This window comes from Shivajiella indica (assembly GCF_042683085.1).
Taxonomy (GTDB): domain Bacteria; phylum Bacteroidota; class Bacteroidia; order Cytophagales; family Cyclobacteriaceae; genus Shivajiella; species Shivajiella indica.
The window spans coordinates 57,343-69,623 of sequence record NZ_JBHUIV010000006.1; the positions used below are offsets into that span (position 1 = coordinate 57,343).

Consider the following 12,281-nt stretch of genomic DNA (forward strand, 5'->3'; position numbering starts at 1 on the left):
AAAAAATTAATAATTAAATGATATTAAATTTCACCCTCCTCTTTATCACGGCCATGTTGGCCGGAGGACTTGCATATTTTATTCCTAAATGGGAAGAAAGGTATTTTAAATTAGTGCTGGTATTTGCAGGATCTTATCTGTTTGCGATAACCGTGCTCCATATTTTGCCTGAATTATTTGTTGAATCTCATAATGCAACCCAGATGGGCTTGTACATATTATTGGGCTTTTTTATCCAACAGATTCTTGCTTTGTTATCCACAGGGGTTGAGCATGGGCATATCCATCATCATCCTGGTCACCAACATACAGCCAGCATAGGGGTGTGGACAATTATGATTGGTTTATTCTTGCATGCCTTTTTAGAGGGTACTTTATTAGGGAATGAAGCTGGATTGACTGCCCATGTCCATGACCACTCAGGACACAGTCACCATCACCACCATAGTGGAGGTAATTTATTGTTTGGAATCCTTCTCCATAAAGGGCCTGAGGCCTTTGCCCTTGTTGCCGTGTTGATGAGTATGATGAGGAAACGATGGATATTTGTACTCTTACTGATATTTTCATTGGCTTCTCCTTTAGGAATGTTGTTAAGCAATTATTTATATGAAAGCAAAATCCTGGGAGGAGAAACTTTAAATATGTTCTATGGAATTGTTGCCGGAGGGTTTCTTCATATATCCACAACTATATTTTTTGAAAGTAGTCCGGACCATAGGTTTTACCTCAACAAAGTTTTGGTAAGTATGCTTGCTTTCGGTTTAGCAATTTCGTTGGAAATGTTACTTTAGTATTTTTATATTACATAGAGCCTAAAAACCAATATAAAATTTTGTTTTTGATTTTGGATCTAAATGCCAAATGTATATATTGGTAAAATATTATATTTTCGCTAATTTGATATATTAAGCCCAAAATCAACATTATGGAAAAGCCGACTTGTCCTAAATGCGAGCATCAAAAAGTTGTTAAAAGCGGTGTAATAGGAGGTAGACAACGTTTTAAATGTAAAAAATGCGGATATCATTTTACGGTCAATAAGCTGGGAAAATCCATTGATAAGTACTACGTGGTCAAAGCATTACAGCTATATATTGAAGGGATTTCATATAGGGAAATCGAAAGAATATTGGGTGTGAGCCATGTATCAGTTATGAATTGGGTAAAGCAATACAAGATTAAATCTCCTGAAAATTATGATTATAGACCAACATATAAAGTGCTCAATCATACTGAATTGGTGAAGTATATGGCTCATAAGGAGAATCTTATGGATACAGGAATGTTGATTACCGAATTAGGTGATAAGTTTATGATAATAAAATGGGAACGTTTTAAAAACAGGTAATTTAGAATAATATTCTGTTTACTATATTTAATTAACACATATATATCTCTTTTTTTTCTTTTTTAAATCATCTTTTCAATTTAGGATTCAATTGTTGTTCGGGCCCGACTTCAAAAGTCATTAACAAGAAACCCATATTTCAATGAAATCCTTCATGACCTGTTTAGGTGGTCTTTGTTTAGGTTGGTTTTGCATATTTCAGGCAAATGCACAGGATACCCTGCGTACTTTTGCTACGGCCACAGATGAACTGGAAATTAACCATGATTATAAACCACTCACTTTGAAGTTAAGTGATGATGGCTCCAAATACATTAGGTTTTTGATTTGGAATCAGATATGGATCAAAGCCACAGAAAATAATCCCGGTACATTGGGAGTAGACGGTCTTCCAAGTAATCATTCAGCAAGTATTGGCATCAGACGGGCAAGATTATTGGCTTATGCCCAGGTGTCTCCGAGGTTTTTAATACTTTCCCATTTCGGGATCAATAACCAGACTTTTACAAATGGGGGTGTACCAGGAGGGGGTATGTCTGGTAATCCGGGATTTATACCGGTAAATATTGACCTCGAAAGCGGAATAGGTGAAGCAAACGGTCAGTCTTCTAAAAAGCCACAGTTGTTTTTTCATGATGTTTGGACAGAATTTAAAGTCTTGGATGAATTGTATGTTGGGACAGGTCTACATTACTGGAATGGAATTTCAAGAATGTCCAGTCATAGTACCATTAACTTTTTGGCCATCGATGCCCCGATTTTTAACTGGCCCTTAATTGAAGTTACAGACCAATTTGCCCGACAGTTTGGAATCTATGCCAAAGGACAGGTAAAAAAGATTGATTACAGGTTGGCATTGAACAAACCCTTTTCCGTTGGTTCAGGTGGTAGCTTTAATGAAATCAGACAGAGGCCCCAAGCATTTAATGTGGTAAATGATAATTGGGCGACACAGGGCTATATAGCTTATCAGTTTCTGGAAGAAGAAAACAATAAATTGCCCTATTTTGTAGGGTCATATTTGGGATCCAAAAAAGTTTTCAATATTGGAGGGGGATGGCATTTTCACCCAGATGCCACTTCTTCTAAAAACGCAAATGGAACTCTTAATTATCATAACATTGCGCTTTTTGGACTGGATGCCTTTTTGGATATTCCGTTAAATCACGTAAAAGGTACTGCACTGACTTCATATGCTGTTTTCTACCATTATGACTTTGGCCCCAATTATATCCGAAATATTGGGATCATGAATGTGGGTTTTGGACCGGGCACTTCCCAGAACGGACCAGGAAATGCACAGCCAACTATTGGGTCAGGCAAAATCTTTTATTCACAAACAGGTTATCTGTTGCCAAAAACGCTTTTAGGAGACCATGGTAGAATTCAGCCTTTTGGAGCTCTTACTCATAAAAACTTCGAATTCTTTGATGATAGTTCATTTCAATATGATCTTGGCATGAATTATTACATCAATGGCCACCAAGCAAAAATCACGCTTCAATACAGTAATCGACCGGTCTTTGAAAATTACAGAAGAATTGGATCTGCTGGGGAATTTCTAATTCAAACACAAATCTTCCTTTAACAATAACCCTTTAATTATGTCTGAAAACAAGCAAAAAATGAAAGCCTATTGGAAAAAGAACCTTAGAACCCTTCTTTTTCTTCTCCTCATTTGGTTTACCGTATCCTTTGGCTTTGGGATACTTCTTGTCGAACCCCTTAATGCCATCAAAATCGGAGGTTTTAAATTGGGTTTTTGGTTTGCCCAACAAGGATCAATTTATGCCTTTGTCATCCTGATTTTCATTTATGTGTATCGAATGAATCAACTGGACAGGGAGTTTGATGTAAACGAAGAATAATCTTTAAACTGATTTCAAAATGGATATATTAACCTGGACATACATATTAGTTGGTCTCTCATTTGCCTTATATATCGGGATAGCCCTTTACACAAGAGCCAGTTCGACCAAAGAGTTTTATACCGCGGGAGGAGGGGTTTCTCCATTGGCCAATGGGATGGCAACTGCAGCAGACTGGATGTCTGCAGCATCATTTATTTCGATGGCAGGGATTATAGCCTTTGCAGGTTATGATGGGTCTGTTTACTTGATGGGCTGGACAGGGGGCTATGTTTTACTGGCTTTACTGTTGGCACCATATTTACGGAAATTCGGAAAATTCACCGTGCCTGATTTTGTTGGGGACAGGTATTATTCCAATAAAGCAAGGGTAGTGGCTGTTGTCTGCGCCCTTTTTATCTCCTTTACTTATGTTGCCGGACAGATGAGAGGGGTAGGAATTGTCTTCTCCAGGTACCTTGAAGTGGATATCAATACAGGGGTTATTATAGGGATGTGTATTGTGTTTTTCTATGCCGTCTTAGGAGGCATGAAGGGGATTACCTATACCCAGGTTGCCCAATATTGTGTCTTGATTTTTGCTTATATGGTTCCGGCAATATTTGTTTCCATGCAATTGACTGGAAACCCTATCCCCCAATTTGGTCTGGGTGATACGGTTGCAGATGGTACCCACCTTTTGGACAAATTAGATGGGGTATTATCTGAGTTGGGATTTGCAGCCTATACATCGGGAAGAAAAAGTATGGTGGATATGTTTGCGATCACCCTGGCATTGATGGTGGGAACAGCGGGATTACCCCATGTCATTGTCAGATTTTTTACTGTTCCAAGAGTTAAGGATGCCAGGCTCTCTGCGGGTTATGCCTTGGTATTTATTGCCATCCTATACACAACAGCACCAGCTGTAGCCGCCTTTGGGATTTACAATGCGATAGATACTGTAGGCGGGCAACCTGTCACTGATTTGCCGGATTGGGTAGGTAATTGGCAAAAGACGAACCTTATCACTGTCAATGACAGGAATGGAGATGGGATTGTTCAGTATACACCTAATCCATCCTCCAATGAATTGTCTATTGATAAAGATATCATGGTTTTGGCAAGCCCAGAAATTGCCAAACTGCCTAATTGGGTTGTAGGTTTGGTGGCGGCAGGTGGTATGGCAGCGGCATTATCGACTGCAGCGGGACTATTGTTGGTAATTTCGACATCGGTTTCAAGGGATTTGTTCAGAACCTTTAAGCCGGACATGACGGAAAAGAAGGAACTTTTGATAGCCAGGTTATCTGCTGCTGGAGCTGTTATCCTTGCAGGATATTTTGGGGTCAACCCCCCGGGTTTTGTGGCAGAAGTGGTAGCATTCGCTTTTGGTCTTGCAGCTGCTTCATTTTTCCCTGTAATTATTATGGGAATATTCTCCAGTAGGATCAATAAAGAAGGCGCTATTGCAGGAATGATTTCCGGACTGCTTTTTACCTTGGCTTATATTACTTATTTCAAGTTTGGACAAACCCTGCTTGGATTGTCTCCTGGAGCTGTTGCATCTGATAATTGGTGGTTTGGAATATCTCCGGAAGGAATAGGCTCTATTGGCATGTTGGTTAACTTCCTGGTTTGTTTCCTGGTATCCAAATTCACACCTGCCCCACCACAGCATGTTCAGGATTTGATTCAAGAAATCAGGATTCCAAGAGGTGCAGGCAAAGCAATTGATCATTAATCCGATTGTTAACTGAGGGAACAGTGTCCCCGGCAATGTAATTGTCGGGGGTTCCCTTTTTTCAACACCTCAAAAGCTGTAATTTAATATATTAAATCAAGCATGATGAAAGAATCACTCAAAAGTCAATATTTATGGGGTTTATTTTTTTTGGGAATTTTTCTCCTCAATTATCCCATTTTGAACCTCTACAACATTCAGGAAAGATGGCTGGGAATTCCAGTTCTTTTCATATTCATTTTTTTCTTTTGGGCCTTGATAATTATGCTTACAGGATGGATTATTAAGAAAGCAGATAAAAAATAAAATGTTAAGCAATGGATTGATCATAGCGTTTACCTTTGGATACATGGCATTACTTTTTGCCATTGCCTATTTTTCGGAGAAATCTGCCGGAAAGGGTAAAAGTTATGCATCTAATCCTTATGTTTATTCACTTTCCTTGGCGGTATACTGTACGGCTTGGACTTTTTATGGTTCTGTCGGGCGTGCGGCAACCAATGGGTTGGAATTCCTCTCAATTTACCTTGGACCAAGTCTAATTGCACCACTTTGGTGGATTGTAATGAGAAAAATTATCCGAATCAGTAAAGTTCAGAGGATTTCTTCGATTGCAGACTTCATATCAAGCAGGTATGGGAAAAATATTGCTTTAGGCGGTTTGGTAACTGTCTTTTGCCTGGTAGGGATACTGCCCTATACTTCTATTCAAATCAAGGCTATAGCTACTTCTTTTGATATTTTACAATATTCAGAAACTACTCCTAATCTTTTTCAGCTTCCATTTTACGAAGATACGGCATTTTATCTTGCCCTTGCCTTGGCATTATTTACCATTTTGTTTGGAACAAGGGATATTGAGGCTACAGCACAACATGAGGGCATGGTGATGGCTGTTGCTTTTGAATCAATTTTTAAATTGATAGCATTCCTGGTTGGGGGAGTATTTGTGACTTATTTTGTTTACGATGGTTTTCAGGACATATTCAATCAGGCTTCAATAAGGGGACTGGATCATCTTTTTATCCTACAGGAAAATACTGGTGTATCAGAATGGTTCTGGATTAGCATTTTGTCTATGATGGCCATTTTATTTTTGCCAAGACAGTTTCAGATGACTGTAATAGAAAATAGAGATGAAAAACATCTGGATAAGGCGATGTGGCTTTTTCCCTTGTATTTGCTATTAATCAATGTGTTTGTTCTTCCTGTTGCTTTGGGAGGGCTTATTCACTTTCCAGGTGCCCTTGTGGATGCAGACACATACATTTTGGCCTTACCTATTTCTTATGAGCAGCCATGGATTGCTCTTTTGGTATATATGGGAGGATTCTCTGCCGCGACAAGCATGATCATTGTCTCCACTATTGCATTAAGCAATATGGTAAGTAATAATCTGATCATGCCTTTACTTTTGGTCAATGATAAGTTAAAAAGCAAGTACCAACAAAAACTTGGAAATACAGTAATATGGATAAGAAGAGCGACTATACTACTAATCATTCTCTTGGCTTATATCTATTATAAAGAAGTTTCTTCTCATTTTTCTATTGTTTCCATTGGGCTTATTTCCTTTGTGGCCATAGCACAATTCACCCCTGCGATAATCGGGGGCATTTTCTGGAAAAAGGGTGCCAGAATAGGAGCAATGTCTGGAATTATTGCAGGATTCATCATTTGGTTTTATACCCTAGTGGTACCAACCATAGTTACTGCTGGATATCTACCGAAATCCTTATTGGAAGAAGGGCTTTTTGGAATTTTTGGGCTGAGACCTCAGCATCTTTTTGGTATGGAGGACTTGGGTTATATCAGTCATGGCCTTTTTTTCAGTCTAAGCTTAAATTTGTTACTCTATGTTCTGGTCTCATTATTTTCCTCCCAATCTTCCAAAGAGCATAATCAGGCAGTGGTTTTTGTTGACATTTTCAAATACAGTACCACCTTGGATAGTTCCATTATTTGGAAGGGGCAGGCATACTTGCCGGACTTGAAAGCCCTTCTTTTTAATTTTTTGGGCGAAGAAAAAGCTGAAATTGCTTTGGGTGAATTTTCAAAAAATTCAGGGAAAAATTTGGATAACCAGCGGTATGCGGACCCTGAGCTGGTGAATTATTCAGAGCGTTTGCTATCAGGAATAATTGGTACGGCATCCGCAAGAATAATGGTGGGGTCTGTGGTAAAGGAGGAGGAAATCAGCATGGAGGAGGTCTTAGGGATTTTGCGTGAGACACAGGAACTGAAATCCCTGAATTTGGAACTCAGGCAAAAAAGTATAGCCCTGAAAAAGGCAACGAATAAGTTGCAAAGTATGAATGAAACCCTCCGTCTGAATGATATGCTTAAAGATGAATTTATATCTACAGTAACCCATGAGATGAAAACCCCAATTACTTCAATCAGGGCTTTTTCAGAAATTTTAATGGATGAGGATCTTCCAGAAGAGGATAGGAAACGATTTTTGGATATCATTATCCAAGAAACAAACAGAATGACCAGATTGATTGATCAGGTTCTGGACCTTGAACGATTTGATTCGGGTAGGCAAAAACTTAACCTTGAAAAAGTAGATTTAAGGATTTTGATATTACAATCTACTGAAAGTATGCTTCAGTTGTTTAAGGAGAGGGGATTGAATTTTTCCATCAAGCTTGGATTTGATCAAATGGAGTTGATTGTGGATGAGGACCGGATCAAGCAGGTTATACTAAATTTGCTTTCCAATGCTTCTAAATTTGCTAGAAGCAAGGTGGTATTAAATTCATTTTTAGAAAATAATAACTTTATTGTTCAGGTCTTAGATGATGGAAAGGGGGTACCTGAAGAAGAGATTACATTCATTTTTGAAAAATTTTTCCAAGCAAGGAATCAGACAAGTAAAAAGCCGATAGGAAGTGGTTTGGGATTAGCTATTTCCAAGAAAATCGTAGAATATCATGGAGGCAAAATTCGTGTGTTCAGGGAAAATGACCTGACCTGTTTTGAATTCAACTTGCCTTTTCAAGAGAAAGAAAGTGAGCAAAAAAAAATTCAGAATACCTATGAATAAAATATTGATTGTAGATGATGAACCGAATATCCTTCTTTCCCTGGAGTTTCTATTCAAAAAGGAAGGGTACAGGGTTTTTATTGCACGGGACGGGGAAGAGGCTATGGGTATCATAAAAGAGAATGGACCTGATTTGGTTATTTTGGACATCATGATGCCCAAAGTTGATGGGTATGAAGTGTGTAGATATCTTAAAAAAAACCACAAAAATGTAAAAGTAGTCTTCTTAACTGCCAAAAGTAAACAACAGGATATACAAAAAGGAATGGAGATGGGCGCAGATTTATACCTCACCAAGCCATTTTCCACCAAAGATCTGGTCAATAAGGTAAAGGGATTAATCAATTAAAATATATAACAATAACCTATAAATAATTAGAAATATGAGTGATAGAATACATACCCTTAGCGGTTACTTCTACGAATATCAGAAGTCGGTCGCAGAACCTGAGAATTTCTGGGCTAGAATTGCAGATTCTTTTCATTGGAAAAAAAGATGGGATAAGGTTTTGAAGTGGGACTTTGAAGGGCCTAATGTAAAGTGGTTTGTCAATGGAAAACTGAATGTAACGGAGAATATTTTTGAAAAAAATCTATTTGCCTATGGTGATCGAACAGCAATCATTTGGGAACCCAATGACCCAACTGAGGAAGGGAAAAAGATTTCATACAGAGAGCTCTATCATCAAGTCTGTCAGTTTTCTAATGCTTTGAAAGCTAAAGGAATAAAGAAAGGAGACAGGGTAATTATATACATGCCAATGATTCCGGAGGCTGCTGTCGCGATGCTGGCCTGTGCAAGAATCGGAGCTATTCATTCGGTAGTTTTTGCAGGATTTAGTTCAACGGCTTTAGCGGATAGAATCAATGATTGTGAAGCCAAAGCAATTTTAACTTCAGATGGTAATTTCAGAGGGAATAAGAAAATCGACGTCAAAGGGGTGGTAGATGAAGCATTGGAAAAATCTTCAGTAGAAACTGTAATTGTATGCAGAAGGACAGGACAGGAAATTAGCATGAAGGAAGGCAGGGATTTTTGGTGGCATGATGTCATTGAAGGTCAGGATGATACCAATGTAGCGGAAGAAATGGATAGTGAAGATCCTCTGTTTATCCTTTACACTTCAGGCTCCACCGGAAAGCCAAAGGGTGTTGTGCATACTACAGCAGGATATATGGTTTATACGAAATATTCCTTTGAAAATGTGTTCCAATATTCTCCGGGAGATATTTATTGGTGTACTGCGGATATTGGCTGGATTACAGGACACTCCTATATCGTGTATGGCCCATTATTGGCGGGGGCGACTACCTTGATGTTTGAGGGAGTACCAACTTATCCGGATCCAGGGAGATTCTGGCAGGTGGTCGAAAAATATAAGGTAAACCAATTTTATACTGCCCCTACAGCAATAAGGGCTTTGATGGCCTATGGAACAGACCCCATTGATGCCAATAATTTGGATTCTTTGAAAGTCTTGGGTTCGGTAGGAGAGCCTATCAATGAAGAGGCCTGGAGGTGGTATTATACCCATATTGGGAAGTCACGATGTCCTATAGTAGATACTTGGTGGCAGACGGAGACAGGGGGTATTTTGGTATCTCCAATAGCAGGAATTACTCCTACCAAGCCTGCTTTTGCTACATTACCCTTACCGGGGATACAGCTAGCTATTGTAGATCCTGAAGGGAATGAACTGACCGGAAATTCTGTAGAAGGCAATTTGTGTATTCGTTTTCCATGGCCATCTATGATCAGAACCACCTGGGGTGACCATGAAAGGTGCAAGCAGACTTATTTTTCAGCCTATAGGGGAATGTATTTTACAGGCGATGGGGTAAAGAGAGACCATGATGGATATTACAGGATATTAGGACGGGTAGATGATGTCATCAATGTTTCCGGGCATAGAATGGGTACAGCAGAAGTTGAAAATGCCATCAATGAGCATCCTTTGGTGATTGAATCTGCAGTGGTTGGTTATCCACATGATGTCAAAGGTCAAGGAATTTATGCCTATGTCATTTGTGATATGTCTCATAGGACAGAGGAAAATCTGATCAATGAAATCAAGGATACAGTTTCCAAAATTATCGGACCGATAGCCAAACCGGATAAGATCCAAATTGTACCTGGTTTACCAAAAACGAGATCCGGGAAAATTATGAGGAGGATTTTAAGGAAAGTAGCTGAAGGAGCGACAGATAATTTGGGTGATATTTCCACATTGTTGGATCCGGAAGTGGTGACCAAAATCATTGAAGGGAAAAAATAAGCATCAATTTGGATTTCGGAAGTAGGGCTTTCCAACTTCCGAAATCCGCCTTCCCAATTCAAAATATGTCCAACGTCATAATCAATAGGGTTAAAGAGTTCCTCAAACGTTATCCTCCCTTCACTTTTTTGAGTGATGCTTCACTTGAGGTGGTGGCCAGAGGTGTTGAAGTCAGGTTTTTTGGGCAGAATGAATTCCTTTTTCAGCAGGGGGAACCTGCACAAAATTTCTTTTTTGTGCTTAAAGAAGGATCAGTTCATTTATTGGAACAAAAAGAAGGGAAGGGAAGGATAGTGGAGGTTTGCGATGAGGGGGATGTTTTTGGAGTTTTGGCTTTATTGGGAAAGAGACCTTATATTTTAAGTGCCCAGGCAAAAGAGGAAAGCTTAATTTACGCCATCCCGGTAAGTATATTCGAAAAGATTCTGGAGGAAAACAACAAAGTTGCACTTTATTTCGCTGCAGGATTTGCTTCGGGCCAGGTGGTTGTACGTTCGGATTTATCCAATTCCCAGAAGGCCAGGTCCCTGATGAAGGACGTTTCCCGGGACAAGGGGCTTTTAATATTTACCGGACAGTCAGATTTCTCTTACTCTCCACAAGTGCTTACTTGTCCCCAGGGTACCCTGATCAAGAATGCTGCTGCAATGATGGCCAAAAACGGCGTTGGTTCTATTGTTATTGTGAATGAAAAATTCCATCCATTGGGTATTATTACAGATAAGGATCTGAGAAATAGACTACTAGCCCAGCAAAAAAGCTATGATACCCCGGTAGATGAACTGATGACCTCACCTGTTCATACCAAGAGTAAGGAATCAGGATTTCCTGACCTGTATCTTACCATGGTCAAAAACAGGTTGCATCACCTTATTTTTACAGAGGATGGAACACCAGGGAGTCCAGTTACCGGTATTCTGTCAGACCATGACATTTTGCTTTCCCAAGGGAATAGCCCGGCTGTATTGATCAATGCATTATTGAATACTTGGGATGTAAGCGAAATGTCGAAACTTAGGGATAGGGCTGAAAAATTATTGGCCTACTATTTGGAAAATGAAGTAGCCATGGATTTTGTGGCCAATATCATTTCTGAAATTAACGATATCATCATAAAAAGGGCTGTTGAAATGGCCAAAAGGAAACATGATGAAAATTTCCCTGAAGCATCTCAGGTAAAATTCTGCTTTTTGTCTTTGGGCAGTGAGGGACGGGAAGAACAATTGCTTAGAACCGATTTGGACAATGCGATAGTGTTCGAGGATGTTCCTGAGTCCAAAATTAAGGAGACCCAGGATTATATGTTACTGATCTCCCAAGAGGTCTTGGAAATTTTATTTTCTTGTGGATTTGAAGCTTGTCCGGCAGAGATCATGGCCAATAATAGGAAGTATTGTCAACCCATTTCCATGTGGAAAAAATTATTTTCTGATTGGATTCATATTCCCAATCAACAGGCTTTATTGAATGCAACTATCTTTTTTGATTTTAGGCCAATTGTCGGATTCAAGGGATTGTCTGAAGAGTTGACAGAGCATATCTATAACGAAATCTCGGGAAAATCCATTTTTTTAAATTTCCTGGCCAAAAATGCATTATTGAACCCAGCACCTTTGGGTTTCTTTAGGAATTTCATAGTGGAGAAATCCGGAGAACAGAAAGATAAATTTGACATCAAATTAAGGGCTATGATGCCATTAGCTGATATTGCCAGGTTGTTGGTTTTGAGCCATCAGGTCGTAGGGGTGAACAACACGTTCAAACGCTTTGAGAGGTTATCTGAATTGGAGCCCAATCACAGGGAATTGATGTTGGAAGCAGGGAAGGCATATGAAATATTAATGCGGATTAGAGCTATTGAAGGATTAAATGAAGGTAATTCGGGAAGGTATATTTCTCCCGAAAAATTAGGCAAGATTCAACGCCAATTGTTGAAAAATGCTTTTGCACCTATTGATGAGTTGCAAAAAATAATCAAAGTCAGGTTTCAGTTGGATTATTTTGGGGGGTAATA

Annotated in this window: 9 protein-coding genes; all 9 read left to right on the top strand. The window is 39.2% G+C overall.

The genetic code is table 11. From position 1 onward, the window contains the following. Nucleotides 1–17 precede the first annotated feature (17 nt). The 9 genes from ACFSKV_RS02805 to ACFSKV_RS02845 all read left to right on the top strand — a co-directional run bounded on the left by ACFSKV_RS02805 (nt 18) and on the right by ACFSKV_RS02845 (nt 12,279). Nucleotides 18–794, top strand: a complete 777-nt coding sequence (locus ACFSKV_RS02805) for a ZIP family metal transporter (RefSeq protein WP_380800198.1) — start codon at nt 18–20, stop codon at nt 792–794. Between the two features lie 134 nt (nt 795–928). Next, the gene (locus ACFSKV_RS02810; RefSeq protein ID WP_380800199.1) at nt 929–1,351 is read left to right on the top strand and encodes an IS1/IS1595 family N-terminal zinc-binding domain-containing protein; all 423 of its coding nucleotides are present in this window, start codon (nt 929–931) and stop codon (nt 1,349–1,351) included. 142 nt (nt 1,352–1,493) lie between these two features. Then, complete coding sequence (locus ACFSKV_RS02815) at nt 1,494–2,939, top strand: porin (RefSeq protein WP_380800200.1); 1,446 nt, start codon at nt 1,494–1,496, stop codon at nt 2,937–2,939. 16 nt (nt 2,940–2,955) lie between these two features. Further along, nucleotides 2,956–3,219: a DUF4212 domain-containing protein gene (locus tag ACFSKV_RS02820; protein WP_380800201.1), complete on the top strand. Its 264-nt coding sequence runs from the start codon at nt 2,956–2,958 to the stop codon at nt 3,217–3,219. 19 nt (nt 3,220–3,238) lie between these two features. Continuing rightward, nucleotides 3,239–4,942: a sodium:solute symporter family protein gene (locus ACFSKV_RS02825; protein WP_380800202.1), complete on the top strand. Its 1,704-nt coding sequence runs from the start codon at nt 3,239–3,241 to the stop codon at nt 4,940–4,942. 307 nt (nt 4,943–5,249) lie between these two features. Continuing rightward, the gene (locus ACFSKV_RS02830) at nt 5,250–7,991 is read left to right on the top strand and encodes an ATP-binding protein (protein WP_380800203.1); all 2,742 of its coding nucleotides are present in this window, start codon (nt 5,250–5,252) and stop codon (nt 7,989–7,991) included. After that, a complete protein-coding gene (locus tag ACFSKV_RS02835; RefSeq protein ID WP_380800205.1) occupies nt 7,984–8,340 on the top strand; it encodes a response regulator transcription factor in 357 nt (118 codons plus the stop codon). The genes ACFSKV_RS02830 and ACFSKV_RS02835 overlap by 8 nt, the downstream gene beginning before the upstream one ends. Before the next feature lie 34 nt (nt 8,341–8,374). Further along, nucleotides 8,375–10,267: an acetate--CoA ligase gene (gene acs, locus ACFSKV_RS02840; protein WP_380800206.1), complete on the top strand. Its 1,893-nt coding sequence runs from the start codon at nt 8,375–8,377 to the stop codon at nt 10,265–10,267. A 65-nt stretch (nt 10,268–10,332) separates the two neighbouring features. Continuing rightward, the gene (locus tag ACFSKV_RS02845) at nt 10,333–12,279 is read left to right on the top strand and encodes a DUF294 nucleotidyltransferase-like domain-containing protein (RefSeq protein ID WP_380800207.1); all 1,947 of its coding nucleotides are present in this window, start codon (nt 10,333–10,335) and stop codon (nt 12,277–12,279) included. Nucleotides 12,280–12,281: the final 2 nt, after the last annotated feature.

Coding starts and splice junctions, on each gene's coding strand:
- ACFSKV_RS02825 (WP_380800202.1), top strand. CDS start 3,239: ATGGATATATTAACCTGGACATACATATTAGTTGGTCTCTCATTTGCC.
- ACFSKV_RS02810 (WP_380800199.1), top strand. CDS start 929: ATGGAAAAGCCGACTTGTCCTAAATGCGAGCATCAAAAAGTTGTTAAA.
- ACFSKV_RS02830 (WP_380800203.1), top strand. CDS start 5,250: ATGTTAAGCAATGGATTGATCATAGCGTTTACCTTTGGATACATGGCA.
- ACFSKV_RS02815 (WP_380800200.1), top strand. CDS start 1,494: ATGAAATCCTTCATGACCTGTTTAGGTGGTCTTTGTTTAGGTTGGTTT.
- ACFSKV_RS02805 (WP_380800198.1), top strand. CDS start 18: ATGATATTAAATTTCACCCTCCTCTTTATCACGGCCATGTTGGCCGGA.
- ACFSKV_RS02845 (WP_380800207.1), top strand. CDS start 10,333: ATGTCCAACGTCATAATCAATAGGGTTAAAGAGTTCCTCAAACGTTAT.
- ACFSKV_RS02835 (WP_380800205.1), top strand. CDS start 7,984: ATGAATAAAATATTGATTGTAGATGATGAACCGAATATCCTTCTTTCC.
- ACFSKV_RS02820 (WP_380800201.1), top strand. CDS start 2,956: ATGTCTGAAAACAAGCAAAAAATGAAAGCCTATTGGAAAAAGAACCTT.
- acs (WP_380800206.1), top strand. CDS start 8,375: ATGAGTGATAGAATACATACCCTTAGCGGTTACTTCTACGAATATCAG.